Here is a 23,581-nt window from a genome sequence, read left to right as displayed (position 1 = left end):
GATGCGTCGCCTCGATTCAACCCAAGCGAATACTGGCTGCGTGCTTGCGGGTCGCCCGTTCCCGTGTGTCATGGCCGACGGCCATCCGATCCTGGCGCGCGCCAAGCTGAGTGCGTTGCGCTCGCGCGGCAAATGCGTCGCCGGCTACTCGCCTCCGGTCACCCACCGCTGATCGACAACGACTGATCGGCACGTTCCTTCCGTTCCGACGGACGGCCTCCGTGCGCCCGCATGACTGCGCGCGCCCGGCCGTTCGCGCGCGGACGTCGCTACGAACCCGCCGATGGTCATGACGCTTCGCGCGGCGAGGGGCCGCGCGTCGACTCTTACACTTTCGCGGGTGGGGTGCATCGTGCGTAACGTTTATTGTCCGAACAGGAAATCGCTCGTGGTGGCGCTCTGCGCCATCCTCGGATCCGCCGCCATGCCGGCGATCGCGCAGCAGCAGGATCAGGCTGCCGCGGGGACGGAGGCGCCGAAGGAGGGCGCCGCGCCGGCGAAACCGGAAAAGGCCGTGCAGATGAAGGCGCTGAGCGTGGTGGCGAACCGCTACGACGCGACGACCATGCGCATGGATTCGGTGAACACCGTCGAGGTCCTGTCGGCGAGCGATCTTCAACGCACGGCCGTGCACAACGTGGCCGAAGCACTCGGCCTGATGTCCGGCGTCAACGTCACCACGACGGGCACCGGCTATTTCGGCGGCATCGACGGCGCCGCGCGCGGCGAGGGCATGTTCACGTCGGTACGCGGCCTGCCGTCGGAATACAACGTCAACCTCGTCAACGGGTCGAGCGTCGCGCAGGGCATGCCGTACAGCCGCAGCGTGCAGCTGAGCCTCCTGCCACCGTCGGGCTTGCAGACCATCGTGCTGAACAAGACGTCCATGGCCGACATGGACGGCGATGCGATCGGCGGCACCATCGATTTCCGCACGCCGGGCGCCTTCGATTTCAAGAAGGATTTCAGCGGCAGCGTCACGGCGAGCGGGCGTAGCGAGAGTCGCGCGCGCGATTACGGTGACAGCGGCCTCGGCGGCGGGCTCGCCGCGGAAGTGCAGGGCAAGTTCGGTTCGGAGAAACAGTTCGGCGTCTACGTCAGTGGGTATTACGACTACCGGAACATCGCCAACAGCGAGATCGGCGCGGCGGAAAGCGCGTCCAACGACGGATCGTGGGCGTTCCTGCATGCCACCGCTGAAGGCGACAACGCGCCCGGCTACGACCCCGCGCGCAATCTCACGAGCCTGGGCACGAACGTCGGCATCGCCTCGGGATTCGAACGTCGCTATGGTGGCAACTTCTCGTTCGACTGGAACGTCGATCCGACCCTTAAGGCGTATGCGAGGATGACCTACGCGTACGCGCTGACCGAGCAGAACACGACGTACAACCAGCTGCTTCCCTCCGACGTGACCTATGTGCCCACGGGCACCGCTGGCGTGTATGCGCCGAACATCGGGCGCATCGCGAACCGCTTCTGGTTCGAAACCAACCCCGAGCGTGCCGACCTCGCCACCTTCCAGTTCGGCGCGGACAAGACGGCCGGCGGCTGGACCATCTCACCGAACGTGTTCTGGAGCTTCGGCCACAACGACCGGCCGGAGCACGTAGAGATCGATGGGCGCGAAGACAAGTACTCGCAGGCGAATTTCGCCTACGGTGGCAGCTCGCTGCTCCGCTACGGGCGCAACGGATTCCCGTACCCGCAGCTGACACCCGGGCTGCTCGGCTCGGTGAACGACATCGGGGCGATGTGGGCGAACGATTATGGCGAAGTGACCCATATCCGCTCGGGCCAGAAACGCGGCGGCGCGAAACTGGACCTCCGGTACGACTTCGAGGACGGCCCCGTGTCGTCGGTGAAGTTCGGCATGAAGTACAGCGACAGCTCGCGCGAGTTCACGAACCGCGACTGGTCGACCGGCGGGATCAACGATGGCGTGACGACGCTGAACGACCTCGGCATCTTCAAGGGCGAGTACGCGTCGATCTTTCCCGACAAGTTCCACTGGCGCACGCCTGACGTCAGCCGCGCGGCCGTGGCGGCGCTGATCCGGCAGCACCTCCTGCCCTCGGATCTCGACACCTGCGGGTCGCTGGATTTCAACAACTACAATTGCGACACCATGCGGGGCACCGAGGCCGTCACGGCAGCCTACGCCATGGCGACGATCAACCAGGGGCCGGTGGAGATCATTCCCGGCGTGCGCTTCGAACACACGTCGATCCACAACACGTTCTGGACCACGCCGACCGATGCGGACGGCAACGAGCTGCCCGGCGCGTTCCAGAACAACCGTACGATCTACAACGAGCCGCTGGGCAGCCTTTTCGTCAACTACCGGCCGGGCGGCAACGTGGTGTTGCGCGGCGCGATCTGGCAGAGCTACACGCGACCGGCGTTCGTCCAGCTCGGGGGCGGCTCGCAGATCAATACGTCGGACGGCGTGACGACGATCACCCGCGGCAATCCCGATCTCAGTCCCATCAAGTCGACCAACGTCGACCTCGGCGCCGAATGGACGACCGACCGCGGCGGCTACGTGTCGTTGTCGACGTACTACAAGAAACTGCGCGACTACATCTACGACAGCGGCGGCGGCCAGGCCAATCCGAACACGACGGGGGAGGGCACGATCCTCACGAAGACGCCGACCAACGGCGGCGACGGCAAGGTGTATGGCCTCGAGGCGACGTGGCGGCAGAAGTTCCAGGACCTGCCCGAACCGTTCGACGGCCTGGGCTTCAGCGTCAACGCCACACGGCAGAACTCGAAGGTGGACCTCGGGCGCGAAGGCTTCGGTAACGAGCGCCTCCAGTCCGCGCCGCAGCGCATGGCGAACGCGGAGCTGTTCTACGAGAAGGCGGGGTTCTCGCTCAACCTCAGCTACCACTACACGGGCTCGTACCTGTCGACCTACGATTTCCTCAACCAGAACGATCCGTGGGACGATCTGTGGATCCGCCCGATCCGCCGTGTCGACCTGCACGCGGGCTACCAGTTCCAGAACGGTTTCCAGATGGACCTGCAGGTGAGCAATCTCACGAGGCAATACTCGTACTGGTCGCACATCGGCAGGAACAGCCTCGCGAACTCGGACATCGTGAATGCCGGCATGACCACGCTCGTCACCGTGAAGTACGCGTTCTGAGCATGCGAGCCGAATCGTCCGATGGCGCGGCGGGCGGGCAAGGCCTTCCGCCGCGCGCGATAGGCCTGTGGGGCGGCCTGTCGGCGAACGTGCTGAACATGATCGGTATCGGTCCGTTCGTGACGATTCCTCTCGCCTTGTCGGCGCTGGCGGGCCCCGGCGTGCTGCTGGGATGGGTCGCCGGCGCCGTGCTCTGCCTGTGCGACGGGCTGGTCTGGGCCGAGCTCGGTTCCACGATTCCCGAATCGGGCGGGCCGTACCATTACCTGCGCGAGGCCTATGGCCGCGAGCGGGCCGGCCGTCTGTTCGGGTTTCTCTACCTCTGGCAAACGCTGCTCACCGCGCCGCTGTCCATCGCGTCGGCGGCGGTGGGTTTCTCCCAGTACGCGGGCTACCTCCTTCCGGGGCTGGGAGATGCCGGGCGCGTGGCGCTGGCCGCGGGTCTGTGTCTGTTCAACACGGCGGTGCTCTACCGGCGGGTGGGGCAGATCCAGAAGCTCTCGCTGCTCGTCAGCGTGGTGGTGGTGGCGGCGTGCGCATGGATCGTGGTCAGCGGCATGGCGCATTTCGACATGGCGACGGCGCAGCGATTCCTGCATGCGCGTTCCGACGACTCGCATGGCTTCTGGCTAGGCCTTGGCGCCGTCGCCCTGATCGCGGTCTACGACTACGGTGGCTACAACAACGTCTGCATGCTCGGTGGCGAAGTCAGGCGACCACGACGGACCATCCCCCTCGCCGTGCTGCTTTCCATTCCGCTGGTCGCGGTGCTCTACCTGGGTCTCAACATCAGCATCCTCGGCGTCTTGCCATGGGAAGAGGCGGCGAGGTCGAAGGCCGTGGTCGCCGATTTCATGCAGGCGATTCACGGGCATGCCGGCAGCACGCTGGCCGTGAGCCTGATCCTCCTCGCGAGCTGGGGTTCCGCGCTGGTCGTGCTTCTCGGGTATTCGCGCGTTCCCTTCGCCGCCGCGCGCGACGGTCAGTTCTTCGGTGTCTTCGGACGGCTCCACCCGCGTGGCGGCTTCCCCACGGTGTCGCTCGTCTTCGTGGGCGTCACGTCCGCGCTGGCCTGCTTCCTCTCGCTGGAGCGCCTGATCGCGACGTTGATGGTCGTGCAGATCCTCTTCCAGTACATCGCCCAGTGTTTCGCCGTCGTGGCGCTGCGCCGTCGGCACCCTGCGGTCGATGCATTCCGGATGCCGCTCTATCCGCTACCGATCGTCGTCAGCGTGGTCGGATGGCTGTACCTTGTCGCCACCGCCGGCTGGACCGCGCTGCTCGTCGCGGTGCTGGCCGTCGTCGTCGGGAGCCTCATCTTTCTATGGCAAGCACGGAGGACCGGCACGTGGCCTTTCCAGCGCACATGAAACCGTGGGACGTCGCCGTCGTCGGCGAAATCTACGCGGACCACGTGTTCAGCGGTTTCCCCGCGTGGCCGGCGCCGGGCGAGGAGGCGTTCGCCGAGCGTTACAAGCGCGAGCTCGGCGGCGGCAGCGTCAACACGGCGTGCGGCCTCGCGCGCCTGGGGCGGCGCGTCCGTCTCGTCGGACTCATCGGCGACGCGGACTTCGACTGGTTCGAGAGCCGCCTGGCCGAATTCGGCGTGGGCATGGGCGGCATCCGGTTGGGTACCGACGGTACCGGTATCACGATCAGCGTGTCGATGCCGGACGACCGTTCGTTTTTCACGTATGCCGGTGCGAATCGCGGCCTCCCCGATCTGCTCGACGTCCCCGCGGTCGTCGCGGATCTGTGCGCCGCACGACATGTCCATTTCGCGATGCCACTGGGACGCGAGCTCGCCCAGCGCATCCTTCCGCCGCTGCGCCACGCCGGCTGCACGACCTCGATCGACGTCGGGTTCAGCCCCGACTGGTTGCGTGATCCGACCAACGTCGCGACCTGTCGCGAAGTCGACCTGTTCCTGCCGAACGCGACGGAAGCCGCGATCGTCGCCGGCACCACGGGCGCCGACGCGTACGCCGCCTGGGCGCGCGCGACGGGACTGGTGCGCTCCGTGCTGAAGCTCGGTGCCGACGGCGCCTGGTATGTCGACGCCGGCGTCGCGGGACACGTCGCCGCGCCCCGTGTGGATGCCGTCGATACGACCGGGGCCGGCGACGCGTTCGACGCGGGCCTCATCGACGCCCTGCTCGACGGCGAGCCGCTCGAGCGCTGCGTGCAGTTCGCCTGCGTCAGCGGCGCACTCTGCACCACCGCGGCGGGTGCCCTGCAGGCCTTACCTCATTCTTCTCAGTCAAGGACTCTTCGTGAGCGCACGTATGGATCGTAAGATCGCATTGGTCGGAGGCGGCGGTGTGCGGTCGCCTCTGGTGGTATTCGGTGTCAACGAGGCCGCCGAAGCGCTGGGCGCCGCGGAAATGGTGCTGTACGACCCGGATCCCGCTCGCCTCGGCATCATGGTCGACCTGGGGCGCGCCGTGGTATCGCGGTTCGGCGGCGCGCTCAGGCTGCGCGGTGCGACGTCGATCGAGGATTGCATCGAAGGTGCGGACTTCGTGCTCAACAGCATCCGCATCGGCGGCATCGCCGGTCGCGCGGCGGACGAACGCGTCGCCATCGAGCACGGGTATCCCGGCCAGGAGACGACGGGTCCCGCTGGCGTCGCCATGGCCCTGCGCACCGTACCCGTCGCGATCGAACAGGCGAAGCTCGTCGAACGCCTCAGCCCCGACGCCTGGCTGGTGAACTTCACCAACCCGGCCGGCCTCGTCACGCAGGCGGTGAGCGACCACAGCAAGGCGCGCATCGTCGGCATCTGCGACACGCCCACGGAACTGTTCCACAACATCGCTCGCGCGCTGGGGGAGCCCGCGCACGAGGTCGAATGCGACTACGTGGGCCTGAACCACCTCGGCTGGGTACGGGGCGTGCGGGTGCGTGGCGAAGACGTATTCGACCGTTTGCTCGACAGCGAGGCCATGCTTCGCCAGCTTTACCTCGCGCCATTGTTCGACGTGGCGATGATCCGCACGCTGCGACTGATTCCCACCGAGTATCTGTTCTTCTACTACGAACGCCGGCGCGCGCTGGTGAATCAGCGCAGGCAGGGCGGCAGCCGCGGTGCGGAAATCCAGCGGCTCAACGACGATCTGCTGGCGACCCTTCGCTCGCGGCTCGATGCGGGCGAGGGCGACGCGGCAGTGGACATCTACGCGGCCTATCTCAATCAGCGGTCCGGTTCGTACATGAAACTGGAGGCCGAAGGCGGCTCGGCGTTCGATCAGGGCGTGAGCCTCGAAGGCGATCCATTCCGCGTGGCGACGGGATACCACCGCATCGCCATCGATGTGATGAGCGCGCTGACCGGCGCGAAGCCCGCGCGCATCGTCGTCAACACGCGCAACGGCGGCGCGCTGCCCGACCTGCCCGACGACGACATCGTGGAGATCGCTTCCGACATCGCGTTCGACACCATCGTGCCGCGCCCGATCGCTCCCTTACCGGACGCGGTCCACGGCCTGGTACGTTCGGTCAAGGCGTATGAACGCGCGGCGATCGCCTCGGTGCTCGACGGCAACCGGCTGGACGCCCGCAAGGCGATGCTCATCCATCCCGCCATCGGCCAGTGGTCGCCGACCGGCGATCTGCTCGACGCGATGCTCGGGCATGTGAACGAAGACGGCGAGTGCGTCTGCTCGGGACCGGTCGGTTGACTGATTCTTCCACCAGAAAAAAAGCCGCTCCCCGGGGGAGCGGCTTCAAAGGGTGTCACGCTTTTCTGATTCTTATTTCTTGATGAAGGCCAGGAGATCCTGGTTCAGCTGGTCGGCGTGGACCGTGAGCATGCCGTGCGGGTAGCCGTCGTAAAGCTTCAGTTCGGCGCCCGGGATGAGCTTCGACGAGAGGAGGGCGGCGTCCTTGTACGGCACGATCTGGTCGTCGGTGCCGTGCATGACGAGCGTCGGGACCGTGATCGCCTTCAGGTCTTCCGTGAAGTCGGTTTCCGAGAACGCCTTGATGCAATCGTAGTGAGCCTTGATGCCACCGATCATGCCCTGGCGCCACCAGTTGCCGACGACGCCCTCGAGCGTCTTCACGCCCGGACGGTTGAAGCCGTAGAACGGAATCGGCACGGCCTTGTAGAACTCGGCGCGGTTGGCGGCGAGATCCTTGCGGAAACCGTCGAATACCGACATGTCGAGGCCGCCCGGATTGGCCGGGGTCTTCAGCATGATCGGCGGCACGGCGCTGACGAGCACGGCCTTCGCGACGCGACCCTTGCCGTGGCGCGCGACGTAGCGAGCCACTTCGCCACCACCCGTCGAGTGGCCGATGTGCACGGCATTCTTCAGGTCGAGATGGGCGGTGAGTTCGGCGACGTCGGCGGCATACGTGTCCATGTCGTTGCCATGGTCGGTCTGCGTCGAGCGGCCGTGGCCACGGCGGTCATGCGCGATCACGCGGAAGCCGTTGGCGAGGAAGAACATCATCTGGGCGTCCCAGTCGTCCGCGCTCAGGGGCCAGCCGTGGTGGAACACGATGGGCTGACCGGTGCCCCAGTCCTTGTAGAAAATCTGGGTGCCGTCTTTGGTGGTGATGAACGACATGGAGCTGTCCTTCTTTTTCGAGGAAGTGGTAGCGGGGGCGGCACTCGCCTGCGAGGCGGCGGCCATCGCGCCGGCACCGACGAGGGTGGCGGTCGCGGCGGCGCCGGCGCTCACGACGAAATGGCGGCGTCCGGCATCGGGTGCGAGTTCATGGGAATCGGTCACGGGTATCTCCTTGATGGGCGCGCCCATTGGAAGAGAACCGTGCGGGCGCGCGCTAGGACATCCGTGCGGTCTTTTTGCTGACACGATGGTGACGTCGTCGCCTATCGACGCGGCTCGCGGTCGGCGGCTTCTTCCACCGTGAATGTGGTCTCAGGCACGGCCTCGAGGCGTGCGCGGGGGATGGGCTCCCTGCTCAGGTCGGAGAAACCGTAGGTGCCTTCGTCGATCTTCTCCAGCGCGCGGTCCACGGCAGCGAGCCGGGCTTCGTCGTGGGCCAGCAGCGCCTCGTCGTTCTCCTGCTGTGCGAAGCGTTCGCCATCGTCACCGGCGTCCTGTGGCTCGCCGCCGGCGGCAGACTGCAGCAGTTGCTCGTCGGCGCCCGCGGCATCCCCTGCGGCGATGAGCTGCTGCCGCAGCGTGAGCAGGCGCTGCTTCTGGCTCGCGAGGAAGGCGTCGTCGAGGTGGGGCGTGGACATGGGTGAACTCCGTGGGGCTGGGAAAGCGGGTGGTTTAACAGGGAAGGGTGCGCGGGGATTGTGGATTCCTGTGCCGGCGAGTGGTTAGGATGGCCGCTCATCGTCGCACGGGGAGTCCACATGAATCGCAAGCCGTTCAAAGCCCTTGTCGTCCTGCTCGCCGGCCTTGCCGCCGCGCCGGCGTTCGCCGCGACGCAGGCCGACGAGGGCGCCGTCCTCGCGCCCGTGCACGCGATGTTCGCCGGCATGGCGAAATACGATCAGGCCGCCATGCGGGCAACCGTGCAGCCGGAGGGTAGTGTGGCCCTCCTGCGCGATGGTCAGGTGAAACGGATGACGCTCGGCGAATTCGTCGATCACGTGAAGCCCGGCAAGGGGAGCATCGAGGAGCGCATCCACGATCCGCTGGTCCGCATCGATGGCGACCTCGCGATGGTGTGGGCGCCGTATGAGTTCCTGGTGGACGGAAAGGTGCATCACTGCGGCTCCGACCTGATCCACCTCGTACGCACGCAGGGCAAGTGGGTGATTGCGGGCATCGCCGACAACAGTCGCACCGACTGCCCGGCGCGCTGATCGCTAAAGGATGGGAGGCACCCGCCGTTACGCTCCACACAAGGAGCGTCCGCGAAGGTGCCATGATCCCCGTCCTCACATCCGTGTCGCCGCCATCGGCGGCATCGCCTCTCGCGACGCCGGTCACGGCCCGTGCCGCCCCCGATGGCCCGCGCCAGCTACCCTCGGCGATCGTGAGCCTGTCCGGTGCGCAGTCCGCTCCCGCCTCGCCGGTCTACGTGAAGCCATCGCCTGTCGTGTGGCAGGTGCGTTCGAACGACGCGGTGACCTTGAGGATGGCGCGGCAGTACGCCGCGCCGACGGACACGGGACGCTTCAGCGGTCTGGGCGCGGCGCTGGTGCAGAACTTCGCCGCCGACGGCGGCGAGTTCGTGCAGTCGGTGTCCATCGGTGCATCGTCCGGGGCCGCGGGCACGGCATTCCGGTTGTCGGTCGCCACGGCGAGCGGCGCGCACGTCACGTTCGCGGTGATGGGGGGCGAGGGGGAGCTGATGGTCCAGGCCACGGCGAGCGGTTCGTTCGACGACCGTGAGAGGGCGGCCGTGGGGCGCCTGGCCGACGGCTTCCAGAAGGCGATCGATGGCCTCCTCGCCAAGCCGCCGGCGATCGACGTCACCGCACTGGCATCCTTCGACAGGACGGTGTTCGGGTCGATCGACATGTCCGCCAGCATCGGCACGGAGACGCCGACCACGCTCGCCATGCATGCCGACACGACCTCCCGCTCGCTCAAGGTGGTCGCCGCCGGTGGCACCATCGACATCGGTGTCGACGCATCGAACCCCGCCATGCTCGGCACGGCCGCGCAGCGCAGGAACGCGATGGGCAATTATCTCGAGCAGGTCGACAAGGCCACCGCGCGTGGCCACGGCGATCGTGCCCTCGCCACGATGTACAAGGCCGCGTTCACGCAACTGCATGGCGCCGACGACGTGCCGGTGGGTAACACGCGGCCCATGGCATCGGTGCTGTCGAAGTCCGAGCATGCGATGCTCAGTGGCCTCGCCGATTTCCGGGCGAGCATCTCGCAACGCCCGGTCGCCTCGAATCCGATGCGCGCCGACGAAACCGACGGTTTCTCTTACGACATGGCGCAGGAAACGCACATCGCAAGCCCCGGCATGCGCGATCGCGAGCTGTCCCAGCACCGATCGACGCACCTGCTTGCGAGCTTCCACTCGCCGCTCTATGCCGGTGCCACACTGTCGCTGACCGACAATCCCACGTCGCAGAATTACATCTATACGCAGATCGACGATCGATCGGACAGTCTCGCCGAGATCGCCTATCGCAACGGCGTCCTCGTAAAGGCGACGCTCAGCCAGTCGGCGAGCCAGTCCACGCGCACCATGAGATACATCATGGGCAGGCTCGTCGAGGATACGACCGTGCCTGCGAGTCGTTCGTCCACACAGGACATGCTCGAACTGCTGCGCGACGCGGAGGATGACGGAAAGCCGCCCACCCGTGCGCGCGAAGCCCAGCGCGAGCGGATCCATGTCGCGGTCAACGAGCGGATGACACTCGAGTCCGATCCGGCCCGGCTATGAATAACCCGGCCGCCAGGGGCGATGCCACCGGCGGCCGGCCAGTCGATGCAGAGGGGTCAATGGGCGGGCGCCGGCTCCTGTTGCAGCGTTCCCAGATCGGCCCCGGTCACCGGATCACGTTCCGGATCCGACGCGCCCCTCGCGGCAAACGCCTTCACCGCCGCCTTCTCTTCGGCAGTCATCTTCACCTGCGCCGTGCCGTCGCCGCCATCGACGGGAAGGTTTTCTTCGTCGGGCACCATGATCTCGCTGAAGCCCTTGCCCTCGCACCACGGGCCCGTCGTATCGCCTGCGCCGCGCGACGCGTTGACGTAAGTGTCGGTGAACCGCGGATCGCCGGGCAGCTTGCCGGGCGGGAAGCTCTTGTCCATGGCATAGAGCGCTTTCTCGAACGACTTCTGATGAGCGATTTCACGCGTCATGAGAAAGGTGAGAGCGTCCCGCACGCCGGGATCGTCGGTCACGTTGATCAGGCGTTCGTAAACGATCTTCGCGCGTGCTTCCGCCGCGATGTTGGAGCGTAGGTCGGCCGACGGCTCCCCGATGGAGTCGATGTAACCGGCGTTCCAGGGCACGCCCGCCGAATTCACGAGCGCCGGGCCGCCACCGTAGAGCACCTGGGTCACGTGGCTGTCGTTGCCCGCGCCTTGCAGCGCGCGGAACATTTCGGCTTGTTCGTCCACGGTCTCGGCAAGCAGGCCCTTGGCGCCGCGATTGAGCATGGCGACGATAGACCCGATGACTTCGAGATGACTCAACTCTTCCGTCGCGATGTCCAGGAGCATGTCCTTACGGCCCGGATCCTCCTCTGCCAGGGCCTGGGTGAAATATCTCATGGCGGCCGCTAGCTCGCCCTGGGGGCCCCCGAACTGTTCGAGCATGAGGTTGGCGAGCGCTGGGTTGGTTTCGCTGACGCGGACCGTGTACTGCAGACGTTTGTTGTGATTGAACATGCGAGGTCAGCTCCGGGCTGGCGTGGCTGGAGATCGCATGGTCGGCCGCGCGGCGTGGATAGCGGGAACACCGTGCGTGATCGGCCGTGCACTCAGGTGAAGGGCCATGCGTTCCATGGATTGGCACGCCTGGGCGTAAGGCCCGTCTTCACGGATCGACGGTGCCGGCGTGACGGGCGTGCCTCCATGCTTCCGCTTTCGGACAACGGGAGACAGCCATGGGACGCATCGCCGGGAAGGTCTATACGGAAGCCACCGATCTTGCGCGGCTCGAACGTCGGGTCACGGAGCTCCCCGTCAATGCGCGCGTGCGGGTGCATACATGCGACAGGGGCGCCATCGAAGGGGTCGTCACGGTGACGCCCACCGTGCAGGCGTTCCGCGACGCCGCCGACAACGAGGGCACCAATGGAGTCGTGAAGCTGGAAGATCCCGGGAGGCCGGGCTGGACCGAGCTCGTCTGGCTCGACGAAATCACCCGGGTCGACCACCTGGATTCGGTGACCAAGGGTTCGTCCCGCGCGTGATACCGCCACGTTGCGCTCACGGTGGCGCGAGCATGCTCACCGCTGGAGGTGACCCATGATCCTGACCATGATGTTCCTGCTCGGCACGGGTGGCTCACCCGTCATGCAAGACCGGACGGCGCCGACGAACGACGATACGCAGTCGGTCAACGGTGGCAAGCCGCAGAACGTGCGCGAGACCCGACGATCGAAAGAGCGGGCCGGTAAGGAGCACATGGACGACGGCATGAATTCGAAGCGAGAACCGGATCCGCGACCGCGCGACGCGTATGGCACGCCCACCGTCACCCCGCCGCCCGGTCAGGGTACCGATAACGCGGGCGGCATTCCCGCTGCCGCCGACCCTTTGAAGTCGAAGAAATAGTCTCCCGGATCAGTGGCGCTCGCGCTCACGCCACGAGTGCGGTGTGCTTCCCGCGAAGCGCTTGAATACGGTGGTGAAGTGGGCCTGCGTCCGGAACCCGGTTTCGAGGGCGATTTCGATCAGCGAGAGATGTCCGCGGTCGAGCAGTTCCTTTGCGCGCTCGATCCGTCGAAGTTGCAGGTACTCGTGTGGTTTGTGTCCCGTTGCCGCCCGGAATTGAGCGGCGAAGTGCATCGGTGACAGTCCGGCGGCACGCGCGATGTCGGCGAGCGTGATCGGTTTGTCCAGGTTCGCCCCGACGTAGTCGGTGACACGTGCCAGTCGCCAGCCCTGGATCGTGATCCGGGGGGTGGCATGCATGCGCTGTGCCCCCGACATGCGCAAATGGAACAGGCGCGATGCGATGGGACGCCCCAACGACTCGGCGCTCAGGACGCGACAGCCCGTGTCGTGTGCCGCCAGCAGGGCTCGTGCCAGCTTCTCGATCGCATCGTCGCGATACACACCCGTCAGCGGTGCCGCGTCGATCGGCCCGTGTTCCGCGACGAAGGCATCGACCATGCGCAGATGCAGGCAGTCGATAGGCTCGCCGAACGTCGCATGGATAGCCTGGCCGGGCGCGGTGACGACCACGCTGCCTGCCGGAATCACCCCGTCGGATAGCGATTGTCCATCCACGCGGATCGTGCCGCGCGTCGCCCGGAGGAAGATCGCCACGACGTGGCTGTCGCCAGGCGTGATGGCGTGGAGGTCATCCCGGGGCGGCGAGGTCCAGCGGGACGCGACGACGCGATCGTCGCAGCGCGTCGAGGGTATCGGTTCGCGCCAGGCCAGTTCCCGGTACACGATGGGGTGGATGGCCTTTTCGTACGCGCGTTCCGTGCGGCCTGCCTCCCGTAAATCGTCCGGCCCTGCAAACATCGGCATCGACACGACGGCTCCCTCCCGACGGTGGGTCGCAAGATCCCCTGTGCCACGCCTTCCCCCTGGCGACATGGCGCGTTTCCGGTGGCTTCCGCGATAACTTACGCCACTCGGGCCGTCAATGGATATCCATGCGTAAAGCGTGCCATGCGGATGCGTCGATGCATACGCGGGGACCGGCCGGGTTGATGTCCATGCCCCAGTGGGAAGGCATGCCCGCGACGAGCCACCAGAGGTCCGTCAGCCACGGGTGGTGCGACGGATGGGCGGCGGCATACCGACAGGCGAGCGGCTCGGTGGAAAAGAGGACGAGACACGTTCGGCCGGAGCGCAGGGAAACGAGGGGGCGGGCGTCCAGGGCGGACGTGCCTTCGACGAGGATCAGGCCCTGACTGGCAAGCACCGTCGCGAAGAGCGCCCCCAGATCCGAGCGATGGGCGCGGTAATCGAGCACGGCCGAATGGAGTCCGGCCAGGGCGATCGACGATGGGCTCATGACGAATGCGGATGGCGAGGCGTCCGGAAGGCATCCAGCGACCGGCGGGAAGCCGTCCGGGCGCTGGATGTCTCCCTCCGGAGCGTCAGCCGTGGGACACCGAAACGTAGTCTTCGTACTCCTTCTTGTTCAGCACGCGATCGTGGTCGATGTCGGCGTCTTCCCAATGCGACTTGAGCCCTTCGAGCCGGGGATATTTCTTCTCGAGCGCGGGAGTGATGGCATCGCGATTGATGCGCATGTCGCCCGCTTCGGTCTTGGTCGCGAGCTTCGCGAAGGGCGGGTAATCCTTGCCTCCGTCCGCCATGACGACCTGGCTGAAGAACGCCGAACCCGCAACGGCGACGGCGACGAGGAGGAAACGATGTGACCTGGGCAGCATGGTAAATCTCCTTCTTGGGTTGGCCGGCGTCGCCGGCGGAAGTCGGGCGCTAACGCTGCGCCTGGAGGGTGTCCGCCACACGCGCCGCGATGTCGTCTTCGGACAGCTTGCGGCCGTAATGGTCGAGCAGGTTTCCTTCCGGTCCGACGAGGTACAGCACGGTCGAGTGATCCATCATGTAACCGCCGGCCACCGGTACCTTGCTGAAATACACGTGGTACGCGTCGGTGACTTGTACGATCTGAGCGTCGGATCCCGTCAGCCCCACCACATTCGACCCGAACGCCCGTACGTAGGCCTTCATGCGTGCACTGTTGTCCCTTGCCGGGTCGACGGTCACGAACACGGGTGTCACGTCGATGCCCGTCTTCGTGCGCACCGACCGGGCGACCTGCGCGATCTTCGCGACGTCGACCGGACAGATGTCCGGGCACGACGTGTAACCGAAATACATCAGCAGCGGCCGCCCGCGAAAGCTACGGTCCGTGACGGTATGGCCGTCCTGGTCGACCAGCTGGAACGGGCCGCCGACCCCGGACGTGGCAGCGTATGCGGTGAGGGGCACGACGATGAACATCCCCATGTAAAGCCAGCGAGTCATCAGAAGGCTCCGTTGAGCACGATCTGCACGCCCGCGACGTTGGAGGTCTGCCCGCCCTGACGGGAGCGACCGCCGGACAGGCCAAGGTCGATCAACCCGGTGAGGTGGTACACCACGCTCGCCTCGGTGAGGTATTCGTTGCTGGTCGGCGTGCCGACGGGCGAGATCCGCCGGTTCGTATGCGTGAGGCCCCACGCGAAGCGACCCGTATCGACGGTCAGTGACGTCGTCAGGTAGTGCGTGTCGTAACCGGGCACGCCGTTCTCGTTGCTGACGCGCACGTATTCCACGAACGGCACGAGATCGACGTAGCGTGCGGAGAGTGTCGGCGAGAGCAACGTGGTGGGTTCGATGGGGATGAGGTAGCGCACGGAAGCCGTGCGGAGTCGTTCGTTCGATGCGGTGGGATTGGCAGCGTTCGCGTCGCCCTTCTGGTTCGCCATGAAACCGACCTGGACTTCGAGATAGGGAAGGGCCGCCGGCGCGCGCCAGTTCAGCACCGCGGCCACGTTGTTCGGCTTGCCGGTGTTGGCGGCGCCGCCGTCGCTGCGTCGCGCCTGCGCCGAGGGGCGCAGGAACGCGCGGCTCAGCACCGACGTGTCGACGGCGTAGACGCTCACGCTTGGTGCGAGCGTGCCGAGCGTGTCGGAAGAGAATCGCCGCTCGTAGGTCGCGCCGATCATGCCACCCAGTGCGTAGGGGGCGACGAAGTCCGACGTATACAGACCGGGCGCGGCGGTCTGCGCGCGCCCGAACGGGATGTCGATCTTTCCGACACGCCAGGTGTCGACCTCGCCCTGGTGGTACCAGTGCAGGTCGGCCACGTTGAGCCCCGTGCCGCCCAACCAGCGGCGCTGGCCGGGCCGCGCGCTGGTGACCGGACTGATCTCCGTGCTCAGCCAGATTTCGTTGTTCGGGTCGAAGCGGAAATGCAGGTCGTTGGTGATGTCGAAGTAGCCGTTCGTCGTTACCGAACCGCCGGCGGTGGGGACGCGAAGGCTGCTGAAGTCGTACTGGATGGCCGTACCGTAGTCGATGCCGAAGCCCGGGTAACGACCGGTCGATGCGACGGCGCCGCCGCAGGCGCAGAGCGCGCAGCCGGCGGCGAGCAGGGCGCCACCGCGCGTCATGGGGGGCTCCCCGGCGTGCGCGCCGGCGCCGGTGCCGTGGCGTCGATCGCATCGCGGCCGGTGTTGCGCAAGTAGGCGCAGGTCTGGTTGTCGCCGTAGATGCCGCCGAGGGGTTCGAGCTTCACGGCCTGCGCGTAATCGGCCGGGCGCACCACCTGGACCACCTGCATCATGCCCCCGTCCTCGTGCTCCATGATGTGGCAGTGGTAGACGAACTTGCCGAGGATCACCGGATCGGTGAACGGTACGAGCAAGGTGATCGAGCCGAGCGCGGGTATGAACACGTTGTCCCGGTAGCCGATGAAATCGACCGGCTTGCCGTTGATCTTCGTCACCTGGAAATCGAGCTGGTGGATGTGGAACTGGTGCAGCTCCTGACTCGGATTGAACAGGGTCCATTCCTCGACGTCGCCGAGCTTCACGGTGGTGTCGACGCGGCCCGGGTCGAAACGGCGCCCATTGATGTAGAACGTGTTGGCATCGTCCTCGGCGTCCTGGAAGACGTAGCGTCGATGCGCCGCCACGGTAACCCGTCGCAGGTCGGGCACCTGCGGATACGCACCGGTGATGCGCACCGTGGGTACCGTATCGCCCGACGAAACCAGCGTGCCGAGCGTCGCCGCCGGGTACGTGTCGCCGGCGGGGCCGGTGTTCGCGGCACTCGTGGTGAGTGGGTAGCGGCCGGGCGCGGGGCCGGTGACGAGGATGCTGATGCGGGCCGAGGGTCCGAGGAGCATCTCGTCGGTGACGACTTCCTTGACGGTGGTATCGGCATCCTGGGAAATCACCTGCACACGCAGGCCGGCGAGATGCATGCGGAAATACTGGTTCGCATCGACGTTGTAGATGTGCCAAAGCTGGGTCTCGCCCGGCTGGATGCGGATAGCGGGCTCCCGCTGGCCGTTGATCGTGCGGATGGACGGCGACCCCGTGACGATCTCGCTGGCGAGGCGGCCGGTGAAGGTCTTCTGGAAATTGCGCAGCACGAGATTGCGCTCGCGCACGCCGCGGAGTTCGGGGAACTGGTCGAACAGGCCGTCCACCAGGATCGGGCCCGACAGGCCGCCGGAGACCTGACGCTCGGCGCCCTTGTGGAAATGGCTGTGGTACCAGTAGGGGCCCGGCGAATGTCCGGGCGGCAGTGTCAGCACGTACTGCCCGGTCTGGTGGGGACCGGTGTCGCGGAAGATACTGTCGCCGTCGTCCAGCGGCGATACCTGCATGCCATGGAAGTGCAGATTGGTCATTTCGTCCATGCGGTTGTCCAGCGTCAACCGGATCGTTCCGCCCGGGCGCGACCGGATCAGCGGGGCATCGTAGCTGCCGTTGTAGACGAGCGACGTATACGGCGTGTCGCCCACCATCACCTTCGTTTCGGCGGCGGTGAGGGTGACGTTGGTGACGCCGTCGGCGCCATAGGTGAACTGGCGGGGCTCGCGCAGGTCGTCGTCCGCCGGCATCGCGGCGATCGTATTGGCCGCGAACGCGGCCAGTACGATCCCGAGGCACCAGCGCCAGTCCTTCAACGCCGACACGAGGCGGCGCTTGCCGACGGAGCCCATCATGTCATCAGCGGCCGCGGTCGTTGGCGACGTCGGCGGCGAGGCGCAGCTCCTCGTTGGCCTGGCTCAGGAGCTCCTTGGCGCGACCGGCGTGGCCGCCGAGGCGCGAGTCGTTGGCTTCCTGGGCCCGGTTCACCGCTTCCCAGGCCTGAACGATGTGCTGCTGCGCGTCGCGGAGGTTCCCGTGGCGATCGCCGATGTCGACGAAGGGGCGTTCCTGGGCGACGGCGGCGCAGCCCACGGAAAGGACGGCGCCGAGCAGCGCGCCGGCGAGAAAGGTCTTGGCATTCATGGTGTGTCCTGGAGGAGTGGCCGACCGTGCCGGCCGGTGGACCTATCGTCCGCACGCCGGGCAACCCGGTCTTTCCGGTACGCAGGGTCCGTTTCCGATTCGAACGCCGGGCATGGGGGCGGCTTGCACCGTTCGATTCCACAAACGGGGTGCGGATACGAAAGACCCGGCCGGCGGCGCCCGCGATGATGCGCAGCGTCTCCTCTCACGGATACCCTTTCGATGCTCATGGAAATCGGTCAGGCCACGCTCGTGATCCTGGCCAGCCTGCTGCCCATCGTGAACCCGCCCGGTTCCGCGCTGCTGTCGCTCGGCATCGTGCCGCACGCGGACTCGGCCGAGCGGGCACGCCTGGCCCGCCGCGTGGCGACCAACAGCCTCGTGCTGCTGATCGGCTCGCTTCTCGTCGGTGCCTATGTGCTGTCGTTCTTCGGCGTATCGATCCCCGTCCTCCGCATCGCCGGCGGCATCGTCATCGCGGCGGCGGGCTGGCGGATGCTCAACGGACAGGACGACGACGATGAGGACGAGGCGACCGTGCACAAGCACCGGGGCGATCCGTCGTTCTATCCGCTGACGCTACCGATCACGGTGGGGCCGGGGGCGATCGCCGTGGCCATCGCCATCGGCACGGGGTCCCCGCGCGAGGGCGCGGGCTGGATCCACATCGTGGCGGCGGCCATCGCGCTGGCGGTGCTCACCGTGAGCATCTATCTGTGCATGCGCTTCGCGGACACGTTGAGTCACAAGCTCGGCAAGGAGCGCACGCAGGTCATCCTGCAACTACTGGCCTTCGTCATCTTCTGCATCGGCGTCCAGTTGCTCTGGTCCGGGTTGTCGGAGTTGCTGAATCTGCATCCGACGGCTTCTCCTTAACCTCCGGCTCGGCTTCGCCATCGCGTTTCGCCATGCGCGTGGCGGAGCGGAGGCGTCGGCTGCCGTTTTCTTCGCTAAGTCCTGGTCCGGCCTTCGCCTCCCTGCGGAGACGCTCATAAAACGGGAGCCGACGCCTCCCCGGAAAGGGACGGTTGCGTGCGGCAGAGCGCCGGCATCTTTTTTGTGGGAAGCGCGCTGACGCGCGAAGGGTGCTCGCGGCGAGGTTGCCTAAACGAGCGGGCTCAATGAGCGGGTGTGCGGGTGAACACTTGCCCGTGACCGCTCAACCACAGTGCGATGTCCTGCAGCAGATGCTGCGACGGGAACACCCGGCCGTAGCAGACGAGGCCGATGGCCAGCGTGCCGCCGAGGAGGGTGAGGCGCCATGCCGTCGCGCGGCGGTCGGTGGGTGCGGCCTTGCTCATGCCGACGACGAACCATGCGGCGACGATGGCGCCGAGCAGGGCGCCCAGCCAGACTTCGGACGGGCTGTGCACCTTGAGGGCGAGACGCGAGGCACCTACGGCGATGCCCAGCAGGGCGCCAGCGGCGATGGGGAGAATGCGCCATCGCATGCCGCGTCCGGCCAATGCGCCGAAGGCGGTCCAGACCGTGATCGCGAGGGCTGTGTGGCCGCTGAATCCCGTGTAGTCGATGCCGGCGGGTGCGACGCCCCAGGCCATGAAGAGCAGCTTGGACAACGACACCATGCCGCCACAGGCCACGGCCGTGACGATCCATCGCCAGCCGTCGCGGCGATACGGCGCGACGGCGAACTGGCATGCGGCCATCCAGACGATGACGGGCAGCAGCAAGGCGCTGTCGCCCAACGACGTGACGGCTTGCCAGAAGGTCATGCGCCGTCACCGGTGCCGTGAAGAGGGGATGTCGTCATGCCTATCGTTTATCATCGAATGCTTCCCAAGTATCGCAGCAGCCATGTTTCAACGGATACTGATCGTCTGCATCGGCAACATCTGCCGCAGTCCCACCGCCGAATATCTTCTGCGTCGCCGGCTCGGTGAAGGCCACGTCGCGCAGGTGTCGAGCGCGGGCCTCGGTGCGCTCGTCGATCATCCGATCGATGCGACGGCGCTCGCGCTCCTGCACGAACACGGCGTCGATGGCGACGCCCATCGCGCTCGCCAGCTCGACGGCGGCATGCTCCGCCAGTCCGATCTGATCCTCGCGATGGAAAAGAGCCACGTCGCGGCGATCGTCCGCATGGCGCCCGAAGCCAGCGGCAAGGTGTTCCTGTTCGATCGCTGGCGCGAGGGACGCGACGTGCCCGATCCGTATCGTCAGCAGAGGCCGGCCTACGAGCACGTATACGGTCTGATCGAGGAAGGCGTGGAGAGCTGGGTCAGGTACCTCTGATCAGTCGGCGATCTTGCCCAGGTTCTTGTCGAACAGTTCGCCATCGAGGTCGTTGGTGAGGGTATAGAGTGTGTAGCGCTTGTTCAGCCGCGCGCCGCCGTCGCGGATCAGCGGTTGCCAGAGCAGCGTGGCGCGGCTGCGCGAGGAGTGTGGAAGAAGCAGGTCGAACGGAATGGACACGTAGATGCCCTTGTCGAAACTGCCTTCGCCGTACCCGTTTCCGCCCGACTTGTTCGTGATCGTGGCGTAGGCGCCCATGCGGGTGCCGTTGGCGAACTGGCGCGACACGTCGATCGTGGTGCCCCAGTCGCCGGCGAGATAGCGTCCGACGCTGACGGCGAGCGTCACGTGCTGGAAACCCGTATCGAGGTAGCCGGTCGCCTGTCCGGTGACGATATGGTATTTGCGGAACGAGAAGTCCTGTCTGAAGCCTCGTTGCTTGACCCAGTTGAGGTCGGCGCCGATGGCCCATCGTTCCCCGAAGGGGCGATACAGCACTTCGCCACCGGCGCCGCCGTACATGCTTTCGAGCAGACCACCATACGCGAGGCCATACAGGTCGTCGCCGAGACGGCGGGTGCCGGTGACCTGGAAATTCGGCAGTGTCGTGTCCGACGAGGTGAGGTACTGGCGCAGGTTGGTGCGCACGCGCGGTAGCGCGCTGGGCGCGTCGTAGCGGAACTTGTCGTAGTTGTTGGCGAGATTCACCGACAACGTGCCGTCGACCCAAAGGTTGCGACTCACGTTGAACGTGCCCGACGCGGCGCCGTAGATCTGGTAGAGCACGAACGCGTCGGGGCCGCCGACGTTTTGCTGATAGCCCAGCGAGAAGCCGCCGGTGAACCGCTTGAGCGGCGCGACGTACAGCGTTTCCTCCTCGCGTGGCGTGACCGGGTTCTGTTCGACACTGCGGCGGAAATCCTGCAGGTCCAGGCGATGGTCGAGCAGCTCGAGGAAGCGCGGCCGGTGCACACTGGATTCGACGAGCGGCATGCCCTTGCGCTCGCTCGTGACGGTGACCCAATCGATGTCGTTGCCGACACGGTTGTCGACGATGCGGGTCGCGCGACCGACGCCCTCGGCGGGATAGAAGAACCGCTGCTGTTCGCCGTGGATGACGAGCTCGCTGCCGCGACGCCCGATGCGGGTGACATCGATGCCGGCGTTGGCGCCGAGTGCACGTGCCGTTTCCTGCCAGTCGACCGCTTCGGGTGTTTTTCTTTCCGGTGTTTCGGTGCCCGGCGCGGGGCCGTCGACCGGCGTCGACGTAAACGCCACGGCTTCCGGCGCCGGATCGTAGACCTTCGGCGGATCGACGTGCGTGGCGAGATTCGTGTGCAATGTGACCGCTGCCGTGGCGACCTCGCCACGTTCGTAGCCGAGGGTGAAGTCCACGTTGCGATGAACGCGAAACACCGCACCGAGGTTCACGGGCCAGCGCTGCGGCTGGTTGTTGTTCTGCGGCTGGTGGCGATAGTCGTTGCCGTCGAGTTCGGCCTTCAGGCGAAGCCACTGCCAGGGCGAACGGTACTCGATGCCACCGAAGAAACCGGGGCGGCCGCGCAGGAACTTGTTGGTGCTGAATTTGCCGGTGCCGGTGCCGCCGGTGGGGCGCGTGTCGAAGCGCTCGTCGAGGAAACCGAGCGGATTGCGGATGTCGCCGCGGGCGCCGAGGTAGCCCCAGCCCAGGCCGAGGCTGATGTCGAACGGGCCGACGCGTTTGCTCGCGACCGCGAACTCGCTGGAGAAGAGGCCGGTGCCGCCCACGTCGCGCGCGCCCACGGCTACTTGCGGAATCCAGCGCGTTTCCTCCCACAGACGCACCTTGGCGTCGATGGATTTGTCCTTGTACGTCTGGCTTCCGCTGAGCGATCGCGGGCCGTAGAGGCGATTGCTGACGTTGGTGTAACGGAAGGAGCCCTCCAGCCACGGCAACGGCTGCATGGACACGTTGTAGTTGGTGTACGGCGTGGTGCGACTGACGACGAAGCTGAATTCGCCTTCGCGCGCCATGCGCGCCGTCGGCGTCTGCATCAGGCCCACGCCGCCGAAATCGCTCTGTGTGTATACCTCCTGCGCGCGCACCGTGGCCGCGCCACCGGCCCACAGCACGATCCCGGCACAACACATGCCTCGCCATACCGGCCGGTTCAACGCCATGCGTCACCGTCCAGCAGCTGCGTGGCGAGGAACGTGGCGATGTCGTGATTGAAGGTGTCGTCGGCGGCACCGGCGATGGCGCGGCGATCGAACGGCACGTAGATCCACGCCCCCGGTGCGACGGGGCGCGGATCCGCGCGATTCCAGAGCGCGACGTTCTGTTCGAAGACGCCGCCGTCCGGTTGCACGACGTAGATCGCGTCGCGATCCGCCGCACGGGTGACGGGGCAGTCCGCGAGGTACCGGCGCGCATCCTGCATGGCGACCTGCGGCAGGCTGCACGCTCGAGCGACGGCGCCGACGATGCGGACCATCGAGGGCCGGGCAGGGTAGACGAGCGTGTCGCCGGCGTGCACCGGCCGATCGTCGGGCGGGGAAACGTCGAGGCGCAAGGGGTCGAGCACGCTCTGCGGCCGACGGCCCGTGACCGGCAGCGTGTCGAACCACGCCTGGAACGATGCGGCGCCTTCCGCGAGCGCGTCGTTGCCCATGCCCATGGCCTGCCGACGGATGGCGCCGAGTTCGTACATCAGGCCCGCCTTCAGACGAAGCTGATCGACGTGGAGCGATGGTTGCAGCCATGCCGCGCCGATCGTGTACGCATCGGGAGAGACGCCAACGGCGTGGGCAACGGTCGATAGACGTGCATCGTCCGGATACGACGACGTGCCGGGCCGTGCCACGGCGCCTCGTGCCGCGACGTCCAGCGTGCCGGCATGCGCACCGGCCGGGACGATGCCGCAGAGCATGAAAGCGAGCGCGAGCGTCTTCATGGTGCGCCCGGCCGGTAGGGACGCAGCTGGATCAGTTCCAGCGGAAGGCCGGGCGCGACGTACTGCCGGCTCTTCCAGACGAATCCGTCTGCCGGGTCCACCCAGTAGCGGTTGTGCAACGTGCTGCCGACGGACGCGATGCGCAGGGTCTCGTCCACGCGCCGCAGCCGGTGCACGGTGCCGAGGATGTCGACATCCTCCATGCCGCGCGGTTCCAGATGCGACTGCGCGACGTTGCCGTAGCGATATCCGGGTGACCAGTCGAGGCGGCGCGTGGCATCGCGTGCAGCGGTAAGCGTCTGCAGACCGTCGTGGAACGGGTCGGGACCCACGAACGCCGAATCGTCGAGATCCTGCGGCAGCCCGGCCGTCTTCACGACGAGCCCGTCGCGGGTGACGACGATGTCCTTGCCGCTGCCATACCACCCGAGGCGTCCGTCGTCGTCGGCGGCGAGGATGAGGATCGCTTCGCCCTGCGGGCCGTTGACCTGCATCTGGTAATACGGCGTCGCCGCGACCGAAGCCGCGGTGGGGTGCACGGACTCGCCGTGCACCGCCAGCCGGACGGCTTCGAGACTGCCGCGCGACACCGATGTGCAGCCCGCGATCGCGATCGACGCCAGTGCGATGGTTCCGGACCAGCGCGTCCGCGCCGCAAACTTCATCGAG

General features: G+C 66.6%; 24 protein-coding genes. 10 read left to right on the top strand and 14 right to left on the bottom strand.

Annotation, left to right across the window (positions count from 1 at the left end; genetic code table 11):
* The first annotated feature begins 289 nt into the window (after nt 1-289).
* The 4 genes from BMX32_RS15540 to BMX32_RS15525 are packed head-to-tail and all read left to right on the top strand — an operon-like array spanning nt 290 to nt 6,834.
* Nucleotides 290-3,154 carry a TonB-dependent receptor gene (locus tag BMX32_RS15540; RefSeq protein ID WP_244511576.1) on the top strand — a complete coding sequence of 955 codons (2,865 nt, stop codon included), beginning with the start codon at nt 290-292 and terminating at the stop codon, nt 3,152-3,154.
* 2 nt (nt 3,155-3,156) lie between these two features.
* Nucleotides 3,157-4,524, top strand: a complete 1,368-nt coding sequence (locus tag BMX32_RS15535) for an APC family permease (RefSeq protein ID WP_089980100.1) — start codon at nt 3,157-3,159, stop codon at nt 4,522-4,524.
* On the top strand, nt 4,503-5,450 hold the full coding sequence (locus BMX32_RS15530; RefSeq protein ID WP_343123859.1) for a carbohydrate kinase family protein: 948 nt from the start codon (nt 4,503-4,505) through the stop codon (nt 5,448-5,450). Before BMX32_RS15535 ends, BMX32_RS15530 begins: the two co-directional genes overlap by 22 nt.
* The gene (locus tag BMX32_RS15525; RefSeq protein WP_170843694.1) at nt 5,428-6,834 is read left to right on the top strand and encodes a family 4 glycosyl hydrolase; all 1,407 of its coding nucleotides are present in this window, start codon (nt 5,428-5,430) and stop codon (nt 6,832-6,834) included. The genes BMX32_RS15530 and BMX32_RS15525 overlap by 23 nt, the downstream gene beginning before the upstream one ends.
* Nucleotides 6,835-6,906: 72 nt before the next feature.
* On the opposite strand, the gene BMX32_RS15520 is transcribed toward BMX32_RS15525, so the two are convergent.
* Together BMX32_RS15520 and BMX32_RS15515 are read right to left on the bottom strand one after the other, a co-directional pair.
* Nucleotides 6,907-7,728: an alpha/beta fold hydrolase gene (locus BMX32_RS15520; protein ID WP_089980408.1), complete on the bottom strand. Its 822-nt coding sequence runs from the start codon at nt 7,726-7,728 to the stop codon at nt 6,907-6,909.
* A 266-nt stretch (nt 7,729-7,994) separates the two neighbouring features.
* Nucleotides 7,995-8,369: a TraR/DksA family transcriptional regulator gene (locus BMX32_RS15515; protein WP_089980095.1), complete on the bottom strand. Its 375-nt coding sequence runs from the start codon at nt 8,367-8,369 to the stop codon at nt 7,995-7,997.
* A 120-nt stretch (nt 8,370-8,489) separates the two neighbouring features.
* Between BMX32_RS15515 and BMX32_RS15510 the strand changes: the two genes are divergently transcribed.
* Entirely contained in the window at nt 8,490-8,945 is a 456-nt protein-coding gene (locus BMX32_RS15510; RefSeq protein ID WP_089980093.1) for a nuclear transport factor 2 family protein, read from the top strand.
* 62 nt (nt 8,946-9,007) lie between these two features.
* Nucleotides 9,008-10,495 (top strand): hypothetical protein, encoded by a 1,488-nt coding sequence (locus BMX32_RS15505; protein WP_089980091.1) that lies wholly within the window; start codon nt 9,008-9,010, stop codon nt 10,493-10,495.
* 56 nt (nt 10,496-10,551) lie between these two features.
* Here BMX32_RS15505 and BMX32_RS15500 read toward each other — a convergent pair whose 3' ends face one another.
* Nucleotides 10,552-11,448 carry a manganese catalase family protein gene (locus BMX32_RS15500; protein ID WP_089980089.1) on the bottom strand — a complete coding sequence of 299 codons (897 nt, stop codon included), beginning with the start codon at nt 11,446-11,448 and terminating at the stop codon, nt 10,552-10,554.
* Nucleotides 11,449-11,666: 218 nt separating this feature from the next.
* Here BMX32_RS15500 and BMX32_RS15495 point away from each other — a divergent pair, with 218 nt between their 5' ends.
* Entirely contained in the window at nt 11,667-11,975 is a 309-nt protein-coding gene (locus BMX32_RS15495) for a DUF3247 family protein (RefSeq protein ID WP_089980087.1), read from the top strand.
* A 55-nt stretch (nt 11,976-12,030) separates the two neighbouring features.
* On the top strand, nt 12,031-12,339 hold the full coding sequence (locus BMX32_RS15490) for a hypothetical protein (RefSeq protein WP_089980085.1): 309 nt from the start codon (nt 12,031-12,033) through the stop codon (nt 12,337-12,339).
* 9 nt (nt 12,340-12,348) lie between these two features.
* Here BMX32_RS15490 and BMX32_RS15485 read toward each other — a convergent pair whose 3' ends face one another.
* From BMX32_RS15485 to BMX32_RS15460, 7 genes are all read right to left on the bottom strand, one after another.
* Nucleotides 12,349-13,266: a helix-turn-helix domain-containing protein gene (locus BMX32_RS15485; RefSeq protein WP_244511575.1), complete on the bottom strand. Its 918-nt coding sequence runs from the start codon at nt 13,264-13,266 to the stop codon at nt 12,349-12,351.
* A 115-nt stretch (nt 13,267-13,381) separates the two neighbouring features.
* Nucleotides 13,382-13,759, bottom strand: a complete 378-nt coding sequence (locus BMX32_RS15480) for a hypothetical protein (protein ID WP_089980081.1) — start codon at nt 13,757-13,759, stop codon at nt 13,382-13,384.
* Nucleotides 13,760-13,844: 85 nt separating this feature from the next.
* A complete protein-coding gene (locus BMX32_RS15475) occupies nt 13,845-14,141 on the bottom strand; it encodes a hypothetical protein (RefSeq protein WP_089980080.1) in 297 nt (98 codons plus the stop codon).
* Between the two features lie 49 nt (nt 14,142-14,190).
* Nucleotides 14,191-14,742, bottom strand: coding sequence for an SCO family protein (locus tag BMX32_RS18715; protein ID WP_170843692.1), 552 nt, complete (start codon nt 14,740-14,742; stop codon nt 14,191-14,193).
* The gene (locus tag BMX32_RS18710; protein ID WP_170843691.1) at nt 14,742-15,872 is read right to left on the bottom strand and encodes a hypothetical protein; all 1,131 of its coding nucleotides are present in this window, start codon (nt 15,870-15,872) and stop codon (nt 14,742-14,744) included. Before BMX32_RS18710 ends, BMX32_RS18715 begins: the two co-directional genes overlap by 1 nt.
* Nucleotides 15,869-17,437: a multicopper oxidase family protein gene (locus tag BMX32_RS15465; RefSeq protein WP_089980078.1), complete on the bottom strand. Its 1,569-nt coding sequence runs from the start codon at nt 17,435-17,437 to the stop codon at nt 15,869-15,871. The genes BMX32_RS18710 and BMX32_RS15465 overlap by 4 nt, the downstream gene beginning before the upstream one ends.
* A 4-nt stretch (nt 17,438-17,441) precedes the next feature.
* Nucleotides 17,442-17,726 (bottom strand): hypothetical protein, encoded by a 285-nt coding sequence (locus BMX32_RS15460; RefSeq protein WP_089980075.1) that lies wholly within the window; start codon nt 17,724-17,726, stop codon nt 17,442-17,444.
* 222 nt (nt 17,727-17,948) lie between these two features.
* Between BMX32_RS15460 and BMX32_RS15455 the strand changes: the two genes are divergently transcribed.
* On the top strand, nt 17,949-18,602 hold the full coding sequence (locus BMX32_RS15455; protein WP_089980074.1) for a MarC family protein: 654 nt from the start codon (nt 17,949-17,951) through the stop codon (nt 18,600-18,602).
* A 242-nt stretch (nt 18,603-18,844) separates the two neighbouring features.
* On the opposite strand, the gene BMX32_RS15450 is transcribed toward BMX32_RS15455, so the two are convergent.
* Complete coding sequence (locus tag BMX32_RS15450; protein ID WP_089980072.1) at nt 18,845-19,459, bottom strand: phosphatase PAP2 family protein; 615 nt, start codon at nt 19,457-19,459, stop codon at nt 18,845-18,847.
* Nucleotides 19,460-19,541: 82 nt separating this feature from the next.
* On the opposite strand from BMX32_RS15450, the gene BMX32_RS15445 reads away from it, so the two are divergent.
* Nucleotides 19,542-19,979: a low molecular weight protein-tyrosine-phosphatase gene (locus tag BMX32_RS15445; RefSeq protein ID WP_089980070.1), complete on the top strand. Its 438-nt coding sequence runs from the start codon at nt 19,542-19,544 to the stop codon at nt 19,977-19,979.
* Here BMX32_RS15445 and BMX32_RS15440 read toward each other — a convergent pair whose 3' ends face one another.
* Genes BMX32_RS15440 through BMX32_RS15430 form a run of 3 tightly spaced genes read right to left on the bottom strand, consistent with a single transcriptional unit; the run spans nt 19,980 to nt 23,577 of the window.
* Complete coding sequence (locus BMX32_RS15440; protein WP_170843690.1) at nt 19,980-22,109, bottom strand: YjbH domain-containing protein; 2,130 nt, start codon at nt 22,107-22,109, stop codon at nt 19,980-19,982.
* A 20-nt stretch (nt 22,110-22,129) separates the two neighbouring features.
* A complete protein-coding gene (locus tag BMX32_RS15435) occupies nt 22,130-22,912 on the bottom strand; it encodes a capsule biosynthesis GfcC family protein (protein ID WP_089980065.1) in 783 nt (260 codons plus the stop codon).
* Nucleotides 22,909-23,577 (bottom strand): YjbF family lipoprotein, encoded by a 669-nt coding sequence (locus BMX32_RS15430; RefSeq protein ID WP_170843689.1) that lies wholly within the window; start codon nt 23,575-23,577, stop codon nt 22,909-22,911. The genes BMX32_RS15435 and BMX32_RS15430 overlap by 4 nt, the downstream gene beginning before the upstream one ends.
* Between the last annotated feature and the right edge of the window lie 4 nt (nt 23,578-23,581).

Origin of the sequence: Luteibacter sp. UNCMF331Sha3.1, from assembly GCF_900109915.1 — a bacterium.
In the GTDB taxonomy this organism is placed as follows: Bacteria; Pseudomonadota; Gammaproteobacteria; order Xanthomonadales; family Rhodanobacteraceae; genus Luteibacter.
This window is presented reverse-complemented; position numbering and strand designations above follow the sequence as displayed.